Origin of the sequence: Bradyrhizobium erythrophlei (genome assembly GCF_900142985.1) — a bacterium.
Lineage (GTDB): Bacteria > Pseudomonadota > Alphaproteobacteria > Rhizobiales > Xanthobacteraceae > Bradyrhizobium > Bradyrhizobium erythrophlei_B.
Map to the genome: position 1 here is coordinate 453,658 of NZ_LT670849.1, position 24,896 is coordinate 478,553.

General features: G+C 62.3%; 22 protein-coding genes. 9 read left to right on the plus strand and 13 right to left on the minus strand.

Going from position 1 to position 24,896, the window contains the following annotated elements; translation table 11 throughout:
* Positions 1-8: 8 nt before the first annotated feature.
* Positions 9-1,253, minus strand: coding sequence for an ABC transporter substrate-binding protein (locus BUA38_RS02005; RefSeq protein ID WP_072816440.1), 1,245 nt, complete (start codon positions 1,251-1,253; stop codon positions 9-11).
* A gap of 267 nt (positions 1,254-1,520) precedes the next feature.
* Positions 1,521-2,339, minus strand: a complete 819-nt coding sequence (locus BUA38_RS02010; protein ID WP_072816442.1) for a putative hydro-lyase — start codon at positions 2,337-2,339, stop codon at positions 1,521-1,523.
* Positions 2,340-2,453: 114 nt separating this feature from the next.
* On the opposite strand from BUA38_RS02010, the gene BUA38_RS02015 reads away from it, so the two are divergent.
* The 3 genes from BUA38_RS02015 to BUA38_RS02025 are packed head-to-tail and all read left to right on the plus strand — an operon-like array spanning position 2,454 to position 5,615.
* Positions 2,454-3,389 carry a LysR family transcriptional regulator gene (locus tag BUA38_RS02015; protein WP_072816444.1) on the plus strand — a complete coding sequence of 312 codons (936 nt, stop codon included), beginning with the start codon at positions 2,454-2,456 and terminating at the stop codon, positions 3,387-3,389.
* 32 nt (positions 3,390-3,421) lie between these two features.
* Entirely contained in the window at positions 3,422-4,669 is a 1,248-nt protein-coding gene (locus tag BUA38_RS02020) for a Zn-dependent hydrolase (protein ID WP_072816446.1), read from the plus strand.
* A gap of 34 nt (positions 4,670-4,703) precedes the next feature.
* Positions 4,704-5,615: an NAD(P)-dependent oxidoreductase gene (locus tag BUA38_RS02025; protein WP_072816448.1), complete on the plus strand. Its 912-nt coding sequence runs from the start codon at positions 4,704-4,706 to the stop codon at positions 5,613-5,615.
* Positions 5,616-5,775: 160 nt separating this feature from the next.
* On the opposite strand, the gene BUA38_RS02030 is transcribed toward BUA38_RS02025, so the two are convergent.
* Entirely contained in the window at positions 5,776-6,855 is a 1,080-nt protein-coding gene (locus BUA38_RS02030; protein ID WP_072825749.1) for a tartrate dehydrogenase, read from the minus strand.
* 175 nt (positions 6,856-7,030) lie between these two features.
* Here BUA38_RS02030 and BUA38_RS02035 point away from each other — a divergent pair, with 175 nt between their 5' ends.
* Positions 7,031-7,807, plus strand: coding sequence for an SDR family oxidoreductase (locus BUA38_RS02035; protein WP_072816450.1), 777 nt, complete (start codon positions 7,031-7,033; stop codon positions 7,805-7,807).
* Between the two features lie 109 nt (positions 7,808-7,916).
* On the opposite strand, the gene BUA38_RS02040 is transcribed toward BUA38_RS02035, so the two are convergent.
* On the minus strand, positions 7,917-8,759 hold the full coding sequence (locus BUA38_RS02040) for an alpha/beta hydrolase (protein ID WP_072816452.1): 843 nt from the start codon (positions 8,757-8,759) through the stop codon (positions 7,917-7,919).
* Positions 8,760-8,852: 93 nt separating this feature from the next.
* Here BUA38_RS02040 and BUA38_RS02045 point away from each other — a divergent pair, with 93 nt between their 5' ends.
* The 3 genes from BUA38_RS02045 (at position 8,853) to BUA38_RS02055 (ending at position 13,035) form a co-directional block, all read left to right on the plus strand.
* Positions 8,853-10,280, plus strand: a complete 1,428-nt coding sequence (locus BUA38_RS02045) for an amidase (protein ID WP_072816454.1) — start codon at positions 8,853-8,855, stop codon at positions 10,278-10,280.
* Positions 10,281-10,434: 154 nt separating this feature from the next.
* Complete coding sequence (locus BUA38_RS02050) at positions 10,435-11,760, plus strand: MFS transporter (protein WP_072816456.1); 1,326 nt, start codon at positions 10,435-10,437, stop codon at positions 11,758-11,760.
* A gap of 60 nt (positions 11,761-11,820) precedes the next feature.
* A complete protein-coding gene (locus BUA38_RS02055) occupies positions 11,821-13,035 on the plus strand; it encodes a bifunctional alpha/beta hydrolase/OsmC family protein (RefSeq protein WP_072816458.1) in 1,215 nt (404 codons plus the stop codon).
* Here the strand turns inward: BUA38_RS02055 and BUA38_RS02060 are convergent.
* The 7 genes from BUA38_RS02060 to BUA38_RS02090 form a co-directional block, all read right to left on the minus strand.
* On the minus strand, positions 13,032-14,096 hold the full coding sequence (locus BUA38_RS02060; protein WP_072816460.1) for a YeeE/YedE family protein: 1,065 nt from the start codon (positions 14,094-14,096) through the stop codon (positions 13,032-13,034). The genes BUA38_RS02055 and BUA38_RS02060 overlap by 4 nt on opposite strands.
* An 8-nt stretch (positions 14,097-14,104) precedes the next feature.
* Positions 14,105-15,112, minus strand: coding sequence for a quinone oxidoreductase family protein (locus tag BUA38_RS02065; RefSeq protein WP_156898353.1), 1,008 nt, complete (start codon positions 15,110-15,112; stop codon positions 14,105-14,107).
* Between the two features lie 108 nt (positions 15,113-15,220).
* Entirely contained in the window at positions 15,221-15,988 is a 768-nt protein-coding gene (locus BUA38_RS02070) for an esterase/lipase family protein (protein ID WP_072816462.1), read from the minus strand.
* A gap of 197 nt (positions 15,989-16,185) precedes the next feature.
* On the minus strand, positions 16,186-16,662 hold the full coding sequence (locus tag BUA38_RS02075; RefSeq protein ID WP_072816465.1) for a phasin: 477 nt from the start codon (positions 16,660-16,662) through the stop codon (positions 16,186-16,188).
* Positions 16,663-16,840: 178 nt separating this feature from the next.
* Complete coding sequence (locus tag BUA38_RS02080) at positions 16,841-17,440, minus strand: GNAT family N-acetyltransferase (RefSeq protein WP_072816467.1); 600 nt, start codon at positions 17,438-17,440, stop codon at positions 16,841-16,843.
* Positions 17,437-18,531: an alpha/beta fold hydrolase gene (locus tag BUA38_RS02085; RefSeq protein ID WP_072816470.1), complete on the minus strand. Its 1,095-nt coding sequence runs from the start codon at positions 18,529-18,531 to the stop codon at positions 17,437-17,439. The genes BUA38_RS02080 and BUA38_RS02085 overlap by 4 nt, the downstream gene beginning before the upstream one ends.
* Entirely contained in the window at positions 18,528-18,914 is a 387-nt protein-coding gene (locus BUA38_RS02090; protein WP_072816471.1) for a hypothetical protein, read from the minus strand. The genes BUA38_RS02085 and BUA38_RS02090 overlap by 4 nt, the downstream gene beginning before the upstream one ends.
* Before the next feature lie 250 nt (positions 18,915-19,164).
* Between BUA38_RS02090 and BUA38_RS02095 the strand changes: the two genes are divergently transcribed.
* Positions 19,165-20,058 carry an alpha/beta fold hydrolase gene (locus BUA38_RS02095; protein ID WP_425304961.1) on the plus strand — a complete coding sequence of 298 codons (894 nt, stop codon included), beginning with the start codon at positions 19,165-19,167 and terminating at the stop codon, positions 20,056-20,058.
* A gap of 10 nt (positions 20,059-20,068) precedes the next feature.
* A complete protein-coding gene (locus tag BUA38_RS02100; protein WP_072816473.1) occupies positions 20,069-20,479 on the plus strand; it encodes a GFA family protein in 411 nt (136 codons plus the stop codon).
* A gap of 161 nt (positions 20,480-20,640) precedes the next feature.
* Here the strand turns inward: BUA38_RS02100 and BUA38_RS02105 are convergent, their stop codons facing one another.
* Positions 20,641-23,874, minus strand: coding sequence for a bifunctional cytochrome P450/NADPH--P450 reductase (locus BUA38_RS02105; RefSeq protein WP_072825751.1), 3,234 nt, complete (start codon positions 23,872-23,874; stop codon positions 20,641-20,643).
* Between the two features lie 19 nt (positions 23,875-23,893).
* Positions 23,894-24,889, minus strand: a complete 996-nt coding sequence (locus BUA38_RS02110) for an alpha/beta fold hydrolase (RefSeq protein ID WP_072816474.1) — start codon at positions 24,887-24,889, stop codon at positions 23,894-23,896.
* Positions 24,890-24,896 lie beyond the last annotated feature (7 nt).

Below are 24,896 nucleotides of genomic sequence, written 5' to 3' on the forward strand. Positions count from 1 at the left end.
CTCGTCGCTTATTTCATCGGCCAGGAGGCTTCGGCAACTGCCGCCTGCGCCGGGAAGATGGTGACGAACTTGCCGCCGACATATTGCAGCAGGACCGGATCGGCATCGTTGTTCTGACCCGTCTCATCGTACTTCACGCGCTTCCAGGGCATGATGGTCTGCTCGCCGGGAACGTCGGTTGCCGCCAGCGCGTCGCGGATCTTCTCGCCGTCGGTCGATTTGGCGCGGTTGATGGCTTCCGCCATCAACACGAGCGCCATGAGCTGCCGCGACGAGTAATCGTTCAAGTCCTTGCCGGACTTTTCCTTGAACATGTCGTTGATCTTGCCGACCATCGGCCGCTTCTGCGCCAGATCCAGCGAGAAAGTGCCGCGCGAGATCACGCCCTCGAGCTTGTCGCCGACTGCGTCATACAGCGCCTTTTCGGAGAAGCCGGCGTCCTGCGCCACGATCGCCGGCGGCTTGTAGCCGAGTTCGCCCATGGTCTTGACCAGCAAAATGCCGTCGGTGGTGTAGCTCGAGGGCATCAGCACGTCGGCATTGGCCGCCTTGAGCTGCTGCACTTCAGCGGAGAGCGACGGCGAATTGGCGCGATACTTGATATCAGAGACGATCTTGTAGCCGCGTTCGGCCGCGAGCTTGGTCTGCGCGTTGCCGGAGTCGGTGCCGAAGATCGTGTCTTCATGGAACAGCGACAAGGTTTCGATCTTGGTGCCCTTCTTCTTCATGACGTCGAAGAAGTCGAACATCGCCTTGGAATACATTTCGTCATGCGGTGAGGCGCGGAAATAGAATTTCAGGCCGCGACGATGCAGGCTCGGCGAGGAATTGTCCGCCGACATGAACGGGATCTGGTAGCGCTCGCAAATCTGGCTCACGGTAACGGCTACCGCGCTCTGATAGGTGCCGATGACGGCGCAGACTTTCTCCTGCGTGATCAGGCGCTCGGCCTCGGCGCGGCCCTTCTGCGGATCGGCCTGATGGTCGGCAAAGACGAGCCGCACCTTGGCGCCGCCGAGACCCGGCAGGCCCTCGCCGCGCGCAAGCGGCAGGTCGTAGTCGAAGTTCTTGTTGATGATTTCGGCCGCGGTCTCGAACGCCTTCTGTGCATCGACGCCGATCTGGGCGCTCGCACCCGACAGCGGATAGATCACGCCGATCACCACTTCGGAGGTTTGGGCGCGCGCCGCCATCGGCAGCAGCGCAGCGCTGGCGGTGGCTCCGAGCAACACGTTTCGGCGGGAGATGGTCATCTAACAATCCTCTGTATCGCGGCTATGAAACGATTGAGGGCAAGCGTAAAGCCTCAAAGAACGGCACTGGTGGAGTGGATTTGAGCATTCGCTAGTCTGTTGCCGCGTGTTCGTAAAGCGAATGCCAAATCCAAAACTCCACGAGCTATTCACACTTTGCTAGTGGTCCTTTAATTCCAACATTCGCAAAATTGCCTGCCGCGGCCGGGGTGCGAATGTTGGAATTGGACCACTGGTAATGCTCATTCCAGTTACAGTACGGCCCGGTTAAAGTACGGCAAGGTCCCTGTTCTTCAAATCCGTCACGAGCATCAGACCCGGCGCATGCGTGATAGCAAACGGCACCTTGGCCGCGGCAATCACCGCCTGTGGTGTGACGCCGCATGCCCAGAACACCGGGATCTCGTCCGCCTCGACCGGGACCGGATCGCCATAATCGGGTTTGGCAATGTCCTTGATCCCGATCGAATGCGGGTGGCCGAGATGAACCGGCGCGCCATGCACTGATGGAAAGCGCGTGGTGATCTGCACCGCGCGGATCGCTTGCGCCGGCTTGAAAGGACGCATCGACACCACCATGGGGCCCGCGAACGGTCCGGCCGATTGGCAGGCGACATTGGTCCGGTACATCGGCACGCGGATATCGTGCTCGATATGACGGATCGGCAGGCCTTCGGCCAACAGCGCTTCTTCGAACGAGAACGAGCAGCCCAGTACGAAAGCAACGAGGTCGTCGCGCCAGTGCGCCTTGACGTCGGTCGGCTCCTCGATCACCTCGCCGTCGCGCCAGACGCGATAGCGCGGCACATCGGTGCGGATATCGAGATCGAGGCCGAGCGAGGGAATGCGGGGATCGCCGACATCGGACATGCCGATGATCGGGCACGGCTTGGGATTGAGCTGACAGAAACGGTGGAACGAGCCTGCGAACTTTTCCGGCAGGATCGCAAGATTGCCCTGAACGAAGCCTTTGGCGACGCCGGCGGTGGATCCGGCCTTGCCGGAACGGTAGGCAAGCCGCGCCTCCCGGCTTGGTAGCAAGTCCCCGCCCCCAGTGGACGACTGCACTGCCGCAGAAATGGTCATGATGTCTTCCTGCCTACGATCTCGACATCAGTGAAACCCGTCAGTACTATAATGTCTAATCGTACTTTCTAATCAGTTTGGATAATTCAAACTTATCACTGTAGGACCCGGCAAATGGTGGACTTCAAGTCTATCGAGACATTCCTTTGGGTGGTGACGCTCGGCAGCTTCCGCGGCGCCGGCCAGCGCCTCAACACCACGCAGCCGGCGATCTCGCAGCGGATTGCCCAGCTCGAGCGCGAAATGGGCGTCAAGCTGTTGAACCGCGATCATCGCGTGGTGTCGCCGACCGCGAGCGGCCGGCAATTGATGGTCTATGCCGAGAAGCTGATCGGCCTGCGCGCTGAAATGATGGCGGAAGTCGGCGATCGTTCGGCGATGCGCGGCGCGTTGCGGCTCGGCGTTGCCGAAACCATCGTGCACACCTGGCTGCCGCGCCTCGTCAAGAGCGTCAACACCGACTATCCCAACCTGTCGCTCGAGATCGAGGTCGACATCACGCCGAATCTCAGCGCGCGCCTGTTCGCGCAGGAGATCGAGCTCGCCTTTGTGTTGGGCCCGCTGTCGGGCCCAAGCGTGCGGAACCGCGTGCTGTGCGATTATCCGGTTAGCTTCGTAACCAGCCCCTCACTTGGCCTCGGCAAAGGCCCGTTCACGCTCAAGGAGCTGGCCAAATTCCCGATTATTACTTTCGCGCGGAAGACGCAGCCCTACGAGACGGTGCGCTCGCTGTTCAACCGTCCCGATCTGCCGCCGATCCGGTTGCACGCAAGCGCTTCGCTCGCGACCGTCATCCATATGGCGATCGAGGGCTTGGGCATCGCCGTCATACCCGCCGCGATCGTGGAAAACGAGCTCGCCGACGGCAAGCTGTCCGAGCTCAAAACCAGCTTCCAGATCAAGCCACTGACCTTCTGCGCGGCCTGGCTCACCTCGCCGGAGGAGACCGCGGTCGAGCGCGTCGTCGACCTTGCCGCCAAAATCGCGCAAGGCAACAGTGCGACTGTGGGGCTACCGATTATTGACGCGCCGCGAAGAGCGCGTCATTGAATCAGCGTCCGTCCTCATCACCGGAAAATCTCATGCCCGCCGCATCCAACCTGCAAATCGACTCCGCCCGCCTCTGGGGCACGATTCACGAGACCGCGAAATTCGGCGCCACACCCAAAGGCGGCGTGCGGCGGCTGACGCTTGGCCCCGAAGACAAGCAGGTGCGCGACTGGTTTCGCAAGGCGTGCGAGGCCGCCGGCCTCGAAGTGCATGTCGACGCGCTGGGCTCGATGTTCGGCCTTCGCAAGGGCCGCGACATGTCGAAGCCGCCGATCGGCCTCGGCTCGCATCTCGATACCCAGCCGACCGGCGGCAAGTTCGATGGCGTGCTCGGCACACTCGCCGCGCTCGAAGTCGTCCGCACGCTCAACGATGCCGGGATCGAGACCGAGCTTCCGATCTGCATCGCCAACTGGACCAATGAAGAGGGCTCGCGCTTTGCGCCCGCGATGATGGCGTCTGCCGCCTATGTCGGCGATTTCACCACCGACGACATCCTCTCACGCAAGGATGCCGAGGGCACGACCGTCTGCGAAGCGCTGGATAGTATTGGATATCGCGGCGACAAGCCCGTCGGTTTTCAGAAATTCTCCGGCTTTGTCGAACTGCACATCGAACAGGGGCCCATTCTCGAAGCCGAGGGCAAGACCATCGGCGTGGTCGATTCCGGCCAGGGTGTGCTGTGGTATGACGGCAAGATCACGGGTTTTGAAAGCCATGCCGGCTCGACGCCGATGCAGCTTCGCCGCGATGCGCTTGCGACGCTGTCGGAGATCGTGCTGGCGATGGAAGCGATCGCCAGGAAGCACGGACCGAACGCGGTCGGCACCATCGGCGAGGCCGTGATCGCCAATCCCTCCCGCAACGTCATTCCCGGCGAAATCGCCTTCACCATGGATTGCCGCAGCGCGGACGCCAAGATCATGGACGCGCTCGACTCCGACTTGCGTGCCGCCATCAAGGAGATCGCGGTCCGCCGCAAGGTCGAGGTCGCGGTTGACCTGATCTGGCGCAAGCCGCCGACCCATTTCGATCCCAAGCTTGTCGACGCCGTCGAAAGTGCCGCCGAGAAACTCGGCTTCTCGCATCGCCGCATCACCTCGGGTGCGGGCCACGACGCCTGCAATCTCAATACGAAGATTCCGGCAGCCATGGTGTTCGTGCCCTGCAAGGACGGCATCAGCCACAACGAACTCGAAGACGCTACGCAGGTCGACTGCACTGCCGGCGCGAACGTCTTGATGCATACAGTGCTGGCGCTCGCCGGCGTCGCGTCGTGAGCGCGGCCAGTCTTTAAAGAACAGGGAGAGTATCGTGCGCGGGGTTTTTGTCGATGCCAACGGGTCGCTTGCGGATATTTTCGAGCGGCAGAACAAATCCGGCGATCCGGCCGTGCACGTCAACCGCAATGCCGACATCAAATCCGAAGACATGCCGGCGCTGCTCGACGGCGCCGAGATCGTTGTGATCGACCATACCGCGCTGCCGACCGATATCGCGAAGCGCTGCAACGGCCTCAAGCACGTGGTGTTTCTGGGCACCGGCGCCCGCAGCTACATGAACCCGGAGGAACTTAGCCAGCTCGGCATCACCGTTCACCTGATCAAGGGCTATGGCGATACGGCAGTGGCCGAATGCGCAATCGCGCTGATGTGGACGGCAGCGCGCGGCATCGCTCAAATGGACCGCGAGATGCGCGCCGGCAACTGGCTGCGCGAAGACGGCATGCAGCTCACGGGCAAGACGCTCGGCCTGGTCGGGTTCGGCGGCATCGCGGCGGAAGTGGCGCGCATCGCGCTCGGCAGCGGCATGAAGACGATCGCCTGGAACCGTTCACCGAAACAATTTTCCGGCGTCGAATTCGTTTCGCTCGAGACACTGCTGGCGCAGAGCGACGTCGTCTCGCTGCACCTTCTGCTCAATGACGACACTCGCGGTTTCATTAGCCGCGAACGCATCAAGGCGATGAAGCCCGGCGTCATCCTCATCAACACGGCACGCGGCGCCGTGGTGGATGAAGCTGCGATGATCGAGGCGCTGAAGTCGGGCCACATTCGTCACGCCGGGCTCGACGTGTTCAACATCGAGCCCCTGCCGTCAGATCACCCGCTGACCAAGATCCCGAACGTCACGCTGTCGGCGCACTCGGCATTCCGCACGCCGGAAGCGAGCGAAAACCTGATCCACGCAGCGTGGGAACACTGTCGAAGGATTGCGAGAGGTTAAATCTCTGTCGTCCCGGCCAAGCGAAGCGCGAGCCGGGACCCATAACCACCAATCGAGCCTGCTAAATGCGCTGCGGCCTCGGCGGTCACACAACTATGTTCTGTGGTTATGGGTCGTCCCTGCTTTCGCAGGGACGACATCAAAGGAAGGCAGCCGTCCCCTACTCCACCATCTCCGCAACGGCCTTGCCGCAAGCTGTCGTGTCGGCATTGCCGCCGAGGTCGCGCGTGCGCAGCGTGCGTTCGCCGAGCGTACGCTCGATGGCCGTGACGATGGCGGCTGCCGCGTCCTTCTCGCCGAGATGCTCCAGCATCATTGCGCCCGACCAGATCATGCCGATCGGATTGGCGATGCCTTGCCCGGCGATATCAGGCGCCGAACCATGCACCGGCTCGAACACGGATGGGTAATCGCCCTCCGGATTGATGTTGCCCGACGGCGCAATGCCGATGGTGCCGGTGCAGGCCGGACCGAGATCGGAAAGAATATCGCCGAACAGGTTCGAGCCGACCACGACGTCGAACCAGTCCGGATGCAGGACGAAGTTCGCGGTCAGAATATCGATGTGATACTTGTCCCATTTCACCTTCGGATAGTTCCTGGCCATCGCCTCCACGCGCTCGTCCCAATAGGGCATGGTGATCGAGATGCCGTTGGATTTCGTCGCCGAGGTCAGGTGCTTTTTCGGCCGGGAGGCTGCGAGTTCAAACGCAAACTTCAGGATGCGATCGACGCCGGTGCGCGTCATCACCGTCTGCTGGGTGACGAATTCGCGGTCGGTGTCCGGGAACATCCGTCCGCCGACCGATGAATATTCGCCTTCGGTGTTTTCACGCACCACCCAGAAATCGATATCGCCCGGCTTGCGGCCCACGAGCGGCGACGGCACGCCCGGCATCAGCCGCACCGGGCGCAGGTTGGCGTATTGATCGAACTCTCGCCGGAATTTGATGAGCGAGCCCCACAAGGAAATGTGATCGGGAATTTTCGCGGGCCAGCCGACCGCACCGAAATAGATCGCATCGTGCTTGCCGATCTTTTCTTTCCAGTCGTCCGGCATCATCTGGCCGTGCTTTTCGTAATAGTCGTAAGAGGCAAAATCGAAATGATCGAAATGCAGAGCCACGCCGTGCTTTTTCGCCGCCGCCTCGATGACGCGCAGCCCCTCCGGCACCACCTCCTTGCCGATCCCGTCGCCGGGAATGACCGCGATCCGGTATTGTTTCTTTGCGCCGCTCATCGGGAAATCCTTGACCTTCGTTGCCGGAACCAGTGCCGGTTTGATAATGAGAATTGCAATGGACCAAAGTTGGATGGGGTGCAACGGTGCAGTGCAATGTTGACCGTCTTACAAGAGGCGGCCTAAGGGAAAAGACCCCTCATTTCCTTTCAGCCCCTCATTTAGCGAGTATCCCATGGATCTTCATCTGCGCGGCAAACGCGTCCTCATCACCGGCGCCTCGAAGGGCATTGGCGCGGCCGCGGCCGAAAGCTTTGCCGAAGAAGGCGCGCACCTGCTGCTGGCCGCCCGGAACGGCGAGCAACTCAAGGCGCTGGCGGATCGTCTGCGCTCGGCGCACCAGATCGATGCCGCGACCATTGTGACGGACCTGCGCAAGCCGGAAGACATTACGCGGCTGGTGAAAGAGGCCGCCGACATCGATATTCTCGTCAACAATGCCGGCGACATTCCTGGCGGCTCGATCGACAAGATCGATGAGCCGACCTGGCGTCACGCCTGGGAACTGAAGGTGTTCGGCTATATCAACATCACGCGCGCGATCTACGCCCAGATGAAGGCGCGTGGGCACGGCGTGATCGTCAACGATATCGGCGTGGCCGGCGAGAAGTTCGACGCCAATTATATCTGCGGTTCGACCGGCAACGCCGCGATCATGTCGTTCACCCGCGCGCTCGGCAGCAAGAGCCTTGCTGACAATATTCGCGTGGTCGGGATCAATCCGGGCCCGGTCGGCACCGACCGCCACGTCACGCTGCTGAAAACCCGCGCCAAGAACCAGCTCGGCGACGAAAATCGCTATAAGGAATTCCAGAAAGGTCTGCCGCTTGGCCGTCCCGCCCATCCGCGCGAGATCGGCGACCTGATGGCGTTTCTCGCCTCCGACCGCTCCGGTTATACCTCGGGCGTGATCTTCACCGTCGACGGCGGCATCGCGGCCGGTTGGGGTTAGCTTTCCCGGACGCGGTGCAGCGTTCCATACGCTGCTCCGCAGAGCCGGGACCCATTGATCCCGGATCAGCAGCGCACCGTTGCACGCTGCGCAGCATCCGGGAAACGCGTTAAATCTGCTCGATGACCTGGCGGATCATGGTCGTGATCCGCCCGGCCGGCTTCGCCATTTCATCCATGATGGTGAAATGGTTGGCGCCGGGAATTTCTTCGTAAGTTACCGGCAGGCCGTGATGGGCGCGATAGCCGGCGAAATCGGCCGTCTGCTGGCGCAGCAGCGGCAGCTCTGCACCGCCAACCGTCAGCGCCATCGGCTTGACATCGTGCGTCAGCAGCATGGGCGAGTTCCGTTTGGACATCGCCTCATCGAGGCCGAGCTTGACGTTGAGATAGGAGTGGCGGATCGGCTCGAGGTCGTAGATGCCGCTAATCGCGACCCCGCCCTTGATGTGCCTGTTGAGCATCGCCATCGCCGTCAGGTGGCCACCCGCGGACCAGCCGGATGCAACCAACCGATTGGCGTCGGCGCCAAGCTCCGGCAAACGCCCGGCGAGATGGTCGATCCCGGCGTGGATTTCCGCGACGATCTGCTCCAGCGTGGCGTCGGGCGCGAGCGTATAGCCGATCAGCGCGACGTTGATGCCATGCGCCATCGGACCTGAGGCAAAGGTCGTAAAGGCATCCTTCGACCGCATCTGCCAGTAGCCGCCATGAATGAATAGCAGTGTCGGCGCGTTCGGCGCCGCCTTCAGGAAATCGATCCGGTTGCGCTCGCGGGGACCATACGAAAGGTTGAGGTGCGCGCTGTGCCGCGCTCGCATTTCCGCCGAAAGCTTTTCCCAGCCCTCGACCATGTTCCCGCTGCCGGCGACCGCGCCACCATTGTTGAGCCCGCGGTCGAGCGCCTCCTGGCTCAGGCTGCGCCAGTCAAGCGCGTCAAATGGCGTGGTCATATCCTGCCTCCGGCAATCTGCTTATGTTTCCGCCTTGTCGTAAGGTGTTTTACAGGGTTAGACAATCGCCTATCGAAAAAGAGGAAAACTCGAATGCCATCGGATCAGGCACTTCTAAGGTCAACGGCATGCGCCATCGTCGACCGGCTCAATTCCGGAGAGGTCACGCCGCTGGACCTGCTCGACGCGCTGGAGCGCCGCATCGCCGAGGTCGACGGCAAGACCAATGCGCTGCCGATCCTTTGCTTCGATCGGGCACGAGCGAGTGCCAAAGCGCTGATGCAAAAACCACCGGGCGAACGTGGCCTGCTCGCTGGACTTCCGGTCCCGATCAAGGACCTCACCGACGTCGCGGGCGTGAAGACTACGCAAGGGTCGCCGATCTTCAAGGATACGATCGCCAAGCAATCGGACATCGTCGTTGAACTGCTCGAGAGCAACGGCGCCGTCGTTTACGCGAAATCCAACACGCCGGAATTCGGCGCCGGCGCCCATACCTTCAACGAAGTATTCGGCGCGACGCGCAACCCCTGGGACCCGTCGCGTTCCGCTTCGGGGTCCTCCGGCGGCTCGGCAGTGGCGCTCGCGACCGGCACGGCATGGCTTGCCCATGGCACGGATATGGGCGGCTCGCTACGCAACCCCGCAAGCTTTTGCGGCGTCGTCGGCCTGCGCCCCAGCATCGGCCGCGTGCCGCACAGCCCCGCCTTCAAGATCGACCGCAACCTGACGGTTCACGGGCCGATGGCACGCAATGTCGAGGACATCGCGCTGATGTTGGACGCGATGAGCGGCGAGCATCCCGCCGACCCGCTATCCCTGCCCCGCCTGCCGGCGTCGTTTTTGTCCGCCGCGCGTTCCGGCAAGAAACCGAAGCGCGTCGCGTATTCGCCCGATTTCGGCATCACGCCGGTCGATCCCGAGGTCGCCGCGATCACCCGCAAGGCAGCCTCTCGTTTCGCCGAGGCCGGTGTGATTGTCGAGGAGGCCCATCCCGATCTGCGCGAGGCCCATGAATGCTTCCATGTACTGCGCGCCTTCGATTTTGCGATCACCAAGGCCGAGCTGTTGCGCACCAAACGCGAATATCTCAAGCCGGAGGTGATCTGGAACATCGAGGAGGGCCTGAAGCTTTCCGTCGAAAAGCTTGAACGCGCGGAAGCCCAGCGTATCGCGCTTGCCATGCGCACGCTCGAATTCTTCAAGACCTACGACCTGCTTCTGTCGCCGGCCACGATCGTCGCACCGTTTCCGATCGAGAATCGCTATGTCGCCGAATGCGCCGGCAAAAAGTTCGACAATTACGTCGAGTGGCTCGGCATCGTGTACGCGATCACGCTCGCCTGCTGTCCGGCGCTGTCGTTGCCGTGTGGATTTACCGCTTCGGGATTGCCGGTCGGATTGCAAATGGTCGCCGCACCGCGCGGCGAAGCGCCATTGCTCGCCGGCGCTAGGATACTGGAGGATATTCTGGGGGTCCGCGATACCACGCCGATCGATCCCAGACCCGCACCGCAATAATCCATGGCGCGCGGAACCATTCCAGGAAGCCTGAATGCGGACTTCTGGACCGCCACACTAGCGAACGTCGCGTCCGCCGCTATAATCCATATCAAGAAATAACGAGTTCGCCGATTGCAAACGCAACGGCGCAGACCTTCCGGGGGGAGCAAACGTGACCGAGCAAGCTGCAACTGCGAACGCAGACGACCATCTCGATATTCATGACGTCGAACGTCGGGTAAAGGCGATCTTCATCGGTTCCGTCGGCAATCTCGTCGAGTGGTATGACTTCTACGCCTATACCGCGTTCGCTTTGTATTTCGCGCCGGCGTTCTTCCCGAACAGCGATCCCGTGGTGCAGCAGCTCAACGCCGCCGTGCTGTTTGCCGCAACCTTCCTGGTTCGCCCGCTCGGCGGCTGGCTGTTTGGTTATCTCGCCGACCATCATGGCCGCAGGTTGTCGCTGACGCTGTCGGTCGTCTGCATGTGCTTCGGATCGCTGATCATCGCGGTGACGCCGACCTACGCTTCGATCGGTTTGGCGGCGCCTGCGATCCTGGCGCTGGCGCGCGTGATCGAAGGATTGAGCCTTGGTGGCGAATACGGCGCCAGCGCCACCTATCTCAGCGAGGTTGCCGACGCCAAGCACCGCGGATTTTACTCGAGCTTCCAGTATGTCACGCTGATCGGCGGACAGTTGACGGCGATCATAGTGCTTCTGCTGTTGCAGAAGGTGTTCCTTACCGCCGACGAGTTGAAGGCCTGGGGCTGGCGGATTCCGTTCGTGATCGGCGCGATGCTCGCGATCGTCGCCGCGGTCATGCGCCGCAACCTGCAAGAGACCGAGGCGTTCGAGGAAGCCAAGAAGGTCGTGAAGCCGACCGGTTCGATCCTTGGCCTGTTGCAATATCCCCGCGAGCTTCTGCTCGTGGTCGGACTGACGGCCGGCGGCACGGCGGCCTTCTACACCTTCACGACCTACATGCAGACGTTCGTAAGGCAGTCGGTCGGCCTCACCGAAGACCAGACCACGACCGTGATCTTCGGCTCGTTGATCTTTGCGACCATCCTGCAACCGATCTACGGCGCGATCTCGGACCGGGTCGGCCGCAAGCCGGTTCTGGTGTTTTTCGGCATCGTCGGCACGCTCGCCACCGTGCCGATCCTGACCGAACTGAAGGGCAGCAAATCGCCGTGGATGGCATTCCTCCTGATCTGCGGCGCCTGGATCTTCACGGCGGGCTATACGTCGATCAACGCTGTCGTGAAGGCCGAGCTGTTTCCAACCAAGATTCGCGCGCTCGGCGTCGGCCTGCCCTATTCGATCACGGTCTCGATCTTCGGCGGCACCGCGCCGGCCGTCGCACTCTACTTCAAGACGGTGGGCCATGAGGAATGGTTCTACTATTATCTCTCCGGCATCATCTTCCTGTCGCTGATCATTTACTCGACCATGCGAGACACCAAGCATGAATCGGCGATGCATCGCCACGAATAGAACCGCTCTCGGAAGCCTCACCTCTTAAAGAGGTGAGGCTGCGCAAATACGGAGACGCTCATGCCAACCGAACGCTTTCAATTCCCGGGTTCGGGGGGCCAACTAGCCGCCGCGCTGGATACCCCGGAGGGGCCAATCCATGCCTATGCGTTGTTTGCGCATTGCTTCACCTGCGGCAAGGACGTGCTGGCGGCCAAGCGGATCGCGGTTGCGCTCGCCGCCAAGAACATCGCCGTGCTGCGCTTCGACTTCACGGGTCTCGGCTCGAGCGAAGGCGATTTCGCCAATTCGACGTTCTCTTCCAATGTCGCCGATCTCGTGCGCGCCGCCGACCACTTGCGCAAAGTCCACAAAGCGCCCGCACTTCTGATCGGCCACAGTCTCGGCGGCGCTGCGATCCTGGCCGCTGCTGGCCAGATTCCGGAGGCCACGGCGGTCGTGACCATCGGTGCGCCGTCCGATCCGACCCATGTCACCGGCCAGTTTGCCGATTCAATCGATAAAATCCGTAAAGAAGGCCAGGCCGAAGTATCACTCGCCGGCCGGCCCTTCACCATCAAGCGCGAATTCCTCGACGACGTCGCCGAGCACAGCCTGATGGAACACATCACAAAGCTGCACAAAGCATTGCTCGTGATGCACGCGCCGACCGATGACACCGTCGGCATTGACAATGCGACCCGCATTTTTGTCACGGCCAGGCACCCCAAGAGCTTCGTCTCGCTTTCGGGTGCGGATCACCTGCTGAGCGACCGGCGCGACGCCGCCTACGTCGCCGATGTCATCTCCGCCTGGGCGTCGCGCTATCTCGATGCCAGGACGGCGGACGACAAGGCGAGCGAAGCGCCACGCGAGGTCGTGGTACGCGAAACCCGCAATGGTAAATTCCAGCAAATGGTTTCCGTCGGCCCGCATCAACTGCTCGCCGACGAGCCGGTCGCCGCCGGAGGCGACGATACCGGGCTTGCCCCCTACGATTTACTGCTGGCGGGTCTGGGCGCCTGCACGTCGATGACGATGCGGCTTTATGCGGATCGCAAGGCGCTGCCGCTGGAACGAACAACGGTCACGCTCAGGCACAACAAGATTCACGCCGAAGACTGCGCCGAGTGCGAAACCAAGGCCGGCATGCTCGACCAGATCGAGCGGGTGATCACCATGGAAGGCGCGCTGGACGCCGAGCAGCGCAAGAGACTGCTGGAGATCGCCGACAAGTGCCCGGTGCACCGTACCTTGACGTCGGAAGTGCGGATCCTCACCAGCGCGACGGATTAGCGCGGGGCACCTGAGGCTTCCAGTGGTTGAACGCGAAGCGCGCCACGCAGGCCGGCGGCTGTGCCCAGCAGGATGCCTGCTACCGCGACGAACGAAGAGAGCGCCAGCGTCGAAATCCCCGTCAGCCCCTGCCCGATCGAACAACCCAGCGCCATCGCGCCGCCCGATCCCATCAACGCGGCGCCGATGATCGAGCGAAGCATGTGCTGCGGCGACGTATAGCCTTCGAGGCGAAAGCGCCGTGTCACAAGCGCCGTCAGCAGGCTGCCGGCGAATACGCCAAACACCATCGCGATGCCGAAGTTGAGCGTCAGCCCGGTCGACAGCATCACATATTGCACGGCGTCGACGACCGGCGCGATGAAGGTGAGCGAAGTGACGGCCGCGGGGTTGAACTCGTCCGCGCCGAGATAACCGGTTGCAAACCAGCCCGCGGTTACCAGGAGGCCGACCGCAATCCCCGCGGCGACCTGCCCGCTTGCGCGCCGGAACGGCGCATGCGCAAAGGCGAAGACGATCAAGGCCGCCGAAATCACCAAAGCAACCGTGATCCGCGCCGAAGGCCCGCCGCCGGCCATCAGCAACTCCGGCAGCGTCAGGTGGGCCGGCTTGGTCGTCGTCGCCTGCAACAGTGCGATCCGCGCGGGCGCCATCAATCCGCGCAATGTCATTTGCGCTGTCATGCCAAGCACGATGACGACGACAAACGAGCGCAGGTTACCGCGGCCGAGCAGCACCAGCGCGCGTGAGCCGCAGCCGTTTGCGAGCACCATGCCGTAACCGAACAACAGGCCGCCGCCGAACATCAGCGGAATAGAGAACGACGGCTGGAGATAGACCGATTTGGAAAGATCGACGGCGCCGTATCCCGCGAGCGACTGCGTCGCGATGACCGCAACCGCAAGCGCAAGCGCAAAGGTCCGGATCAGACGGCTGTCGCCTTCCGCCCACCAGCCGCGCAGGCTGCTCAACAGGCAAAAGCCGCTCAGGAGCCCGACAGCGCCATAAGCAAGCCCGATCAACAGGCCTGCGCCAACGACGATGTTGAAGTCCGGCGGCATCTTATCGGTTATGGCCGCAGAATGATTCGGTCACGCGACGAACCTGCAACCGCGAGAAACGCTGCCTTCGCGTCTTCGAGCGGGTAGATCGCCGCCGGCTTGATCGGAAACGGCTTAAGATGTTCGCTGAGAAAGCCCGGCACCAATTCGCGAAGCACGGCTCCCGTCGGGATGGACGGCAGTCCGAGCGAATCTATGCCGAAATAGGAGTGCTGGCCGCGATAGAACTCGAGAATATTGAACTGCACGATGCGGTCGATGGCGGAGATCAGGATCTGCCGCCCGCGCAGCGCCAGCAATTTGTGCGCGGCCTGGAAATAGGGATCGCCGACCGTGTTGAACACGATGTTGGCGCCCTTGCCGTTCGTCAGTTCGCGTACGCGCGCCACCACGTCGGTCGTCGAGGAGTCGATCATCTCGACGGGCCCGTTGGTATGGCCGCCATACGCTTCGTGCTTGCGTGCTACGCCAATCACGCGCGCGCCGCGCCACGTCGCGATCTGCACCGCGGCCTGGCCGACCTTGCCGGTCACACCGAAGATAACCACAGTCTCCTGGCGCTCCGGCATCCCGGCGCGGCGAAAGCCTTCGATCGCCGTCACGAACGGCACGCCGATCCCGGCGGTTTCGGCCCATGACAGGTTCTTTGGCTTTTCCACCACCGCATCGGCCTCGACGGCAAGATGCGAGGCATGGGTGCCGTCCCGGCGAATGCCGAGATCGCCGGAGGAGCCGAACACTTCACGGCCGATCATGCTGGACGGCCCCTCGATCACGACGCCGGCATAGTCGCGGCCCGAGGTTCGCGGGAACACCGCGTACGGCATCAGTCCGGTCGCCGCCTTGATGTCGGAGGGATTGACGGCGGCGGCCTTGATCTCGATCAGCACCTCTCCGTCACCGCGCGACAGCAGTTGCCGCTCGACGGCCGGGGCCACCTCGGCCGACGTCGCGACCTTGGCATTCAGCCGGACGCACCGCGCTTCGACGGCGCTTTTCTTGTTCTCTGACAGCATCGCATCTTCCGGATTGAAACGGTGACCCACGCTTAGCGCAGTTTTCGTCCATGCGACAATGCCCGCGGCCAGCCAGGGCCAACGCGAAACAAGCGATAAGCGCCAGATTTAGCGGTTCGGATCCGGAAAGATCAGGCTGCGCCAGCCCGAGCGGTCGAACGGCATCCATTGCCCTTCGGCCTGTGCGAGGCGATCGGCGACCGCGTAGACGACGGCCGGATGATGGCCCATGCCGCAATGGCTGCTCTCGACCTCGATGCTTTCGGCCATCGCCGACGACTTTTCCTTGCAGCCTTGCCAGGCGCAGATGCCGTCGGTCCGGCTAAAGATCGCAGTGGTCGGCAAGGGCGGCGGGTCCGACAGCGATCCGCCAAAACGATGGTCTTCTTCGGCGCGCCGGCCGCTGGCCATCTCATAGACGCGCCAGGCGTTGGTGGCTTTGGGGTGACCGGCGAACGGACTGCCGAGCGTGATCACCGAGCGCACCCGGTCGGGCATCATCTTGGCGAGTTGACGCGCATAGAGGCCGCCGAGGCTCCAGCCGACCAGGCTGATCTTGCGACGATGCCGATCGCTGAGTTCGCGCACCAGATCGACCATCCCGTCCTGCACCCCATGGCGCAGGCCGAGGTTGCGGCCCTGCTCCCAGCCGCTGACGATGTAGCCCTTGTTTTGCAGGAAACTGCGGAGCGGCCGGGTGGAAACATCGGACGCCATCAGGCCGGGAAGCACGAGCACCGGATGCCCGTCGCCGCGCGGCGCCAGGCTCAACAGCGGCAAGGCGCCGAGGAACGCGCCAAACTCGTGGATCGCCCGTCCCTCGAGAAACATCAGGGTTTTCGACGGCGGGCGCAGCGTTTGGGCGGTCGCTGACATCGGATCTCCTCTTGGCGTGCCAGAAGTAGTTATGGCGCCGATTCGGTCATTCAAGCTGCAGCCAGCCGGCAGGACAATAGCGCCGGCTCACAAACCGCGCGAAAATCACACTTGAAAGAGCCGCAAGTTGCAGTGCGGCGCAAAAAATAAGGCCCGCGAGATGCGGGCCTTGAAAGGGACGCTACTGAAGGCTGCGATCAGGCAGTCTTGTTGTAGACCTTCGCGAAGTTGTCCTGCGCGGATTTCGCACCTTCGGTCACGAGCTTGCCGAGATACTCGGTCGACGCCTTGGCGCGCGAGACCAGGGTCTCACCATGGGCACGCAGCAAGTCCGACTGGATCTGGACGGCTTCGTTGATCGACTTCGCCGAAGCGAGCTTGTCGACGCCAGCGAAGAACGCCTCGGCATCCTGGTAGATCGCCTGTTGAATGTTGCGGCCGATCTTGGCGACTTCGCTGACCGAACCGGTCACAGCGGACTCGAGAACCTCGGAGGCCTTCTCCGAACCGGCGTAGAAGTCGGCAGCACGCTCCTTGGCGGTCTCGGCCTGCTTCTTCACGAATTCGCGGGCAGCTTCCGGCACTTCCAGGTTCTGGAAGTTCTTGAAGGCTTCGGTCACGGGGGCGAAGGCGTCTTTGAAGGTGTTGAACACGGTATTGGTTTCGGTGGTCATTGGGTCTCTCCATCCTCAGGGTTTGAGCTATGGGCTCGCCCCGTCCGTTTGGCCCGGGGTGACACCTACATGACAGGGTTAATGGTGCGATGCAATATCAATGTTGCATCGCGATATCACAAACTCGTGATAAGAGGATTATTCAGGCAATTTGCTCATGGAACCGGCCGATTTTGGCCTACCCAGAAGGCGTTACGGCCCCCGGAAGCCCGTAGGCCTCCATTTGTGCCCGTACCTGCGCCACATTGTGCCCCAAGACGACAATGTCGTGCTTCCGGCCGTCCACGTCCCGGACGTGGTCCCGCAGCAGGGCTTCGGCCTTGAACCCCAGGCTTTCGAACAGCGCAATCGCCGCCCGCTGGTCGACCGTCATCTGGACCGACAGCTTCTCCAGACCTGAGCCGAGCGCGAGCGCGAATGTCTCCTGCGACAGCGCCCTGCCCACTCCCATCCCGCGCACATCGAGCGACACCACCATCCGGATCTCGCCGACATGCGGCGACCAGGAGCGGGAATCCTTCACCAGCGTGCCGCAGCCGACCACCGCACCGCCCTTCAGCGCCAGCAGGCTCGTGATATCGCCGGCCTCGATCTCGCTGATCCAGGCCGACAGCACCTTCGGCTGGCTGATATTGCGCGGCAGGAACAACAGATCATGGGTCGGCAATGCCTTGGCAAAGGCAAGCACGGCGGCTTCGTCGGTGCGGCTCATCAGGCGGAATTCGATTTCGCCGGCTTCCGTCTTCACCCGCCGCGGATAGGAACGTGTTTCGCTCATGTCGATCTCTCGCATAGCCATGAATCAAGTTTGGGCCACAGCCGCCGGACCGCATTGGCGCCGGCCACCAGGCTGACGTGACCGCCCTTGAGGATCACCTCCTCCTTGTCGACTGAGCCGATTTTCGCAATCAGGTGCTTCGCCGCGTCATAGGGCACGATGTGATCGTGTTCGGCGACCGCATGCAGGATCGGCACCTTGATGTCGGCGATGTCCACCTTGCGACCGCCGACGGTCATGGTGTCGTTATAGAGCTTGTTGTCCCACATCAGGTCCTTGGTGATGGCGCGGAAATATTCGCCGGCGAGCGGCAGCGTATCGGTCGCCCAACGGTCGAACATCCGGTACGACTTCACGAACTCGTCGTTCCAGATGTTTTCCCATAGCTGCACCTGGCTCGCGGCGCGCGAGGCCGGGCGCAACATCTCGAAGGAAGAGAGAATCATCTCGGGCGGCACATTGCCGACGCTGTCGACGAGATGATCGACGTCGAAATAGCGGCGATCGGAAAAATTCTGGAACAGCTTCATCTCGCGGAAGTCGACCGGCGTGGTGAAGCAGATCAGGTTCTTCATCGGACCGTCGGCAAAGATCGAGCCGTAAAGCAGCGACAGCACGCCGCCGAAACAATAACCGATCACGGTGACATCGTTCTCGCCGGAATCGCGCTGCACCTGCTCCACGCAATGCGGAATGAAGTCGAGGACGTAATCCTCCATCCGCAAGCTCTTCTCTTCAGGCTTCGGTGCGGTCCAGTCCAGCATGTAGACGTCATAACCGCGCTTCAAGAGAAACTCGATGAAGCTCTGACCCGGCACCATGTCGAGAATGTAGCCGCGATTGGTCGTCGCCATCACGATCAGGATTGGCACGCGGTAGATTTCGTCCGCGACCGGCCGATAGTGATAGAGATTCATCGTGCCACGGGAGCTTAGAATGTCCTTCGGTGTCGAGCCGAGCGAGGGCCCCGCGCTCGACATATATTCGACGCCCTTGATGCTGCGTTGAATCGCGCGCTCGACCTCGGTCTGAATCCGCGCCGGGATCGAAGCAAGATCGAGACCTGCCAGATCCGGGCCGGCGGCCGTCATTTTTGCTCTCCGTCCGCAGACGGCGGGCGCTTGGTGCGCGGCGGCCTCGGCGTCTGCGAATATCCGCTGGACGTATCGGCCCCGCCGCCCTGCATCTGATGCAGCATCGCCTTGATCTCGTTGAGCTGGCCTTCGATCGATTGCAGCCGCTCGGCCATGCCGACCATCTGGGCCCGGCTCGGCATGTTCATGGCGACGAGGTATTTTTCCATCAGCTCGCCGAGCTGTTTTTGCGCGCCGGCGGTCGCCCCGCCCATTTGATTGACGGCCTTGCTGAATTGCGGCGAAGCCATCGCCTGGTTGGCGAAGGCGTTAAATCCCTTTTCCATCTCGCCGATCATGTTCTGCCATAGCGCGACCGGATCGCTGCTCTTGTCTGCCATCGGCGTCCTCCAGCAAGATCACGACGTCGTTGCGTCGAGATAGCGCGGCTTATTCCGTAACGCGGGAAAGCCGTCCCTGTCATACGACACCCTTGCCTCAGGCCGGTCAACCGCGCAGGCAGCGATTTAATGCTTAGCCGCTTCTGCACCGCGGAAAAGCGTGCCATAAAATGGCACCGCAAACGCGTGTCTCCCAAGAACCGCGAAAGGAAACGCCACCGTGAATGCGCCCTTTCACCAACCGCCGCAGATGGCCCGCGCCAACGGTGTCGAGCTCTGTTACGAGATCTTCGGCGACCCTGCCGCGGAACCTCTGATCCTGATCATGGGGCTCGGAGCCCAGATGATCCAATGGGACGATGATTTCTGCCGCCAGTTGGCCGCGCGCGGCTTTCGCGTGATCCGCTTCGACAACCGCGATATCGGCCAATCCTCAAGATTGTCCGGCGGCAAGCCGCTGACCGCGCTGGAACTGCTCAAGCTGCGCCTGTTCAAGATCCCGGTGAAAGCGCCCTATCGCTTGAGCGACATGGCAGAGGACACGGTCGGCCTGATGGACGCGCTTGGTATCACGTCCGCGCATCTGGTCGGCGCTTCCATGGGCGGGATGATCGCCCAGGAAATCGCAATCTCGTTTCCACGGCGGGTGCGTTCGCTTACCTCGATCATGTCGACCACGGGCAATCCAAAAATTCCCGGCCCGACACGCGAGGCCACGGCCGTCCTGATGGCTCCGCCGCCGAAGTCGAAGGAGGAATACCTCGCGCGCTTCGGCAAGACCTGGAAGGTGCTGCGTGCCGGCTCGTTCCCGGACGACGAAGCGCTCGATCCGGCGCGTGCGGAGCGCACCTTCGCACGCGGCCTCAATCCCGCCGGCGTCGGCCGCCAACTCCGCGCCATCCTCGCTTCCGGCAGTCGCAAGGAACGGCTTCGCAGCGTGAAAGCACCAACGCTGGTGATCCACGGCACCGTCGATCCGCTGGTGCATCCCGCCGGCGGCAAGGATACGGCGGCATCGATCCCCGGCGCCAAGCTGGTCATGATCGAGCGCATGGGCCACGCTTTGCCGATCCAGATGTGGCCGCAGATCATCGATGCGATCGACAAGCACGCGCACGCGGCATCCACGACAACCATGCACTGAGAGCGAACAGATGAAACTGGAAGGCGGATGCTATTGCGGCAACATACGCTACCTCGCCGAGGGCGAGCCGATGTTGAAGGCGCAGTGCCATTGCCGGGAGTGCCAATATATTTCGGGCGGCGCTCCCAACATGTTCATGCTGATGCCGGTCGGCGGCTTCTCCTACTCCAAAGGCACGCCGAAACAATTCACCCGCAGCGACCTCGACAAAGCCGTGACCCGCGACTTCTGCGCCGAATGCGGCACGCATCTGGTTACGCATCGACCCGGACTGCCGGCAGTGGTCCTCAAGATCGGCACGCTCGACGATCCCACCCAATACGGTACCCCCAAGATCGCGATCTTCACCTGCGACAAGCAGGAATTTCACGCGATCCCGCAAGGAATGCCGGCGTTCGAGAAGCTGCCGCCGTCGCGATAAATAACGCTCGTCGTCCTGGCCAAGCGAGCAATAGCGAGCGCGAGCCGGGACCCATAGCCGCCGCTTGAATTGTTTAGGAGATTGGGGCGGCTTGCTGCTGCAACAACAGATATCGGTGGTTATGGGTCCCCGCTTTCGCGGGGACGACATTGGAGATTGTCTTAGCCGCCGGCCCAGACGTCGAGCACGTAGCGATTTTTCGTGCCTAGCTCGTCGATCCAGCGCTGGCCTCCTTGCGCATCGGAACCACTGCGCTCGCGGTAGATCGCAACCAGCGTCGCCTTGACGTCGGGCTCCATCTTGCCGCCATCACCGCAGACATAGATGATCGCGCCCTGCTCGATCAGCGCCCAGACGCGATCCTTTTCGGCCGAGATCAGATTCTGCACGTAAGTCTTCGGGCCGTTGCCACGCGAGAACGCCGTGTGCAGTTCCGTGACGCCATCGGCAGCAAAACCCTTCAGCTCCTCACCATAGAGATAGTCCTGCTCGGGATGCCGGCAGCCGAAGAACAGCATCGCCGGCCCCAGCGTGGCGCCTTTGGCTTTCAACGCGGCGCGCTCCTGAAGAAAACCACGAAACGGTGCGAGCCCCGTACCAGGACCAATCATGATCATGGGCACGGCGGGATCAGCCGGCAAGCGGAAGCCCGCTTTGGTCTCGCGCAACGTCGCATAGACCGTCTCGCCGGCGCGGCGGCCGGCCAGATAGTTCGAGCAGATGCCCTTGTAGACGCCGCGTCCCGATGCTGCCTGCCCCTCAACCACGGCGACCGTGACACTGCACCGCGACCCATCGACCGAGGGAGACGACGAGATCGAATAATAGCGCGGGGCGAGCAGCGACAGCATTTCGAGATAGACGTGCAGCGGCAGTTCACAGGCCGGATATTCCTCCAAAAGATCGAACACCGATCTGCGTTTGCCGAAAATCTCCGCGCGGTAGCGTTCGGTCGAGGCGGCATCTTCGCCGACGAAAGCCAGAAGTTTCGGCTTCGTCACCGGACAGCGCGTATGTTCCGACATCATCTGGATTTGCTTGCGGGTCGCTACCTGCTGCAATTCGACGAACTCCGACAGCAACCGTCCGACCGAGATCGCTTCGCCGGCTGGCAATTGCGCACGGCGGCCCTCGGCCACCTGCAACCTGATCTGATCCGATGGAAGGAAACCGAAACGTCGCGCCACCGAATCCACCAGCGCCGGGTCGTTGCGCGGCACGACGCTCAGGTGATCGCCGACGCGATAGGTCTCGCCCGGCGGCAGTTGCACCTCGATGTGCCGGGTCGAGCGCTGCGACGCGTTCGGACCCGATTTGTTTTGCAACTCACGATTGGCAAGAACGCGCATCGGCGCGGCCCCGCCGAGCGCGGCCACGAAGTTGGAGACCGACGGCGCGACCGGCTCGACGCTATAGAGCGGCTCGTCCTCGGCACTGCGGCTGAAACTGGAGTCGACACCGAACTCCTTCACAGCCTGCGGCGCGGCTTTCGCGAACCATTGCTCGAACTGCCCATCGAGATCGCTACGGGCATCGCCCTCGCCGCGCGCATAGACGCTTCTGCCGCCATGCGCCGCCAACTGGTCGTCGATCAGCCTCGGGATCGACTGATAGGTCGCCGCCCAGTCGCTGTTGCCGCAGCCGAACACGGCGTAGCGCACGCCGGCGAACGCATCCTTCGGCAGATCACCGCCGAGCCATTTGACGAATTGCGTGGCGTTGTCGGGCGCAGCCCCGTTATAGGATGCACAGAAAATCAACGTACCGCCCTCGGCCGGTAATTTACCGACATGATCGTCGAGCGGCGCGAGCGTGGTCGCAAAGCCGTTGACCTCGGCCAGATCGGCGACGCGCGTCGCCAGTTCTTCGGCGGTGCCGAGATTGGAGCCATACAAAACGAGCAGCGGCGTGTTGTGACCGGGACGGGTCCGCGCCCGTGGCGCGGCGGCCGCCACGGCGGGCGCAGCGGTGGCGCCACCCGCAAAATTGCCGCGCTCCTGGTCGGTCCGCGGACGCACCTTGATCCTGAAGCCGTCCGGCTTGATCGTCAGCGTTTCTTTCAGATGCATCTGGTAGCGATGCACGTCGACCAGCCTGAAACGTTGCAGGATCATGCCGATCGCAAGCGCCGCCTCATGCATCGCAAAACCGCGGCCGATGCAGGCGCGCTGACCGTTTCCGAACGGCTTCCAGGCGTTCACGGGCCGCGCCGCCTCCGCCTCACGCGAGAAGTTTTCGGGATTGAAGGCATCTGGATTGGGTCCCCACACCGAGGGGTCGCGATGCAGCGCCAGCACCAGCACCGTGATGAACGTATTCTTCTTAAGCTTGTACTTGCCGCCAATAATCTCATCGTTGAGCGGCGTAATGCCGTAAGCCGGCGCCGGCGGCCACATCCGCAATGCCTCTTTCAGGACCTGCGTGATGTAGGTGAGTTGCGTCACCTGCTGATAGGTGGGCTTGACGTTGATGTCGGGCCCCAGGACGCGGTCGACTTCCTCATAAGCCTTCTTCAGCACCTCGGGATGCTTCAGCAGCGCATAGATCGTGCACGACAATAATCCGCTCGTGGTCTCATGGCCCGCGATCAAAAACGTATTGATCTGGTAGCGGATGTTGACGTCGTCGAGTTGCGTGCCGGTGGCGCGGTCGACGCCGGTCATCATGGCCGCAAGCATGTCTTTCTTGTCGTCGGCAGCCGTCGCATTCCTGCGCCGCTCGGCAACGATCTCGTCCACCATCTTGTTCATGAACTCGACGTCTTCAGCCATTTCGCGCCGCCGATTCTGCATCCAGAGATTTTCCAGCGGCAGGCCGCGGATCATCATGATGGTTTCGAGCGAACGCACCAGCGACGCCACGAACGGATGATAGTCGCGGCGATAAAACGAGTTGAAGCGGTAATCGAACCCGCACAGGCCGATGGTGTCGAGCGTCAGCGCGGTCATGTCGTGGACGACGTCGATCTCGTCGTCTGCGTTCAGCCGATCCCATTTCTTCACGAGTTGCTCAGCGATGTCGACCATGCTCGGGTGATAGGACTGCATGGCGCGATTGCCGAACGGCTGGAGCAGGATGTTGTGCGCCTTGCTCCAGTTCGGCTCGGACGTGTCGGCGGTAAACAGGCCGTCGCCACCGATCGCGCGCACGCGCCGCAACGGCCCGCGCACCGTCTTGTCGAAACGCTTCTCGTCGCTGAGTTCATCGACCAGGTCGTGGCCGGAGACGATGACAAGCGGCGCGCCCATCATGTCGAGCCAGAAGATCGGCCCCAACTCTCGGGTCAGACGCGCCAGGTTCTGCACCGGCGCGGTCGAATCCAGAGACAGCATGTTGCCGACCACCGGCTTGGTCGGCGGATGCGGGATAGGGCTCAACCTGTTCTTCGATGCCATCGTGAAAATGCCCTTCGCCTCACCCAAATCGCCGCCGCCGCCATTCGATCAGCTTGGCGCTGACTTCCTCCGGCTTCTCCTGCTGGGTCCAGTGTCCGCTGCCGCGTACGAGATATTTTTCCAGATCGGGCACGACCTTTTCCATGCCGTCAGCGGCTGACGGCGGCAGCACCGCGTCGTTCTCCGCCATGATCATCAGCGACGGCACCCGAACCGTGTGATCGAGAGCTTCCGCGCGCTCCCAGTTTCGGGTCCAGTTGCGATACCAGTTGATACCGCCGGTGAAGCCAGTCTTCGTGAACGTGTCGACAAAGACCTTCTTTTCTTCGGCCGAGAGGATCGGCTTGCGCGGATCGTATTTAGCGTCGTAGGCCGCGATCATCTGCGGAAACGCCAGATTGAGCTTTGACGAAGCGCCGAGGCCGGCGGTTGGCGGCTCTGCCGGGCCGGTATCTTTGCGCGGCAAGGGCTGGCGCATGAAGAAGTCGAAGGCCTGCTCCACCCGGCTGTCGAAAATCTTGTCGGCTTCCCGCGACGGGTCCTGAAACTGGACGATATACATGCTATTGCCGAAGCGTTCGCGGAAAAGCTCGACAGGGTCGATCGGCGACCGAGGTCTGTGCGGCGTATTGACGCCAACCACGCCGGCGACGCGGTCGCGATGCCGGAGCGGCATCTGCCAGACGACAAAGCCTCCCCAGTCGTGGCCGACGAAAATCGCCTTGTCGATTTTCAGATGATCGAGCAGACCGACGAGATCGCCGGTGAGATGTTCGAGATCGTACGCCTCTACCGGTTCCGGCCGGTCGGTCGCGCCATAGCCGCGCTGGTCCGGCGCGATCACGCGAATGCCGGCGTCCGCCAGCGCCTTGATCTGATGGCGCCAGGAGAATGCGATCTCCGGCCAGCCATGACACAGAACGACCGGCGGGCGATCGTCCGTCGGACCGGCTTCGTAGAAACCCATCCGGATCCCGTTGGTCTGCGCGAATTGCAGCGGCGGCATTTCAATCATGGCATCG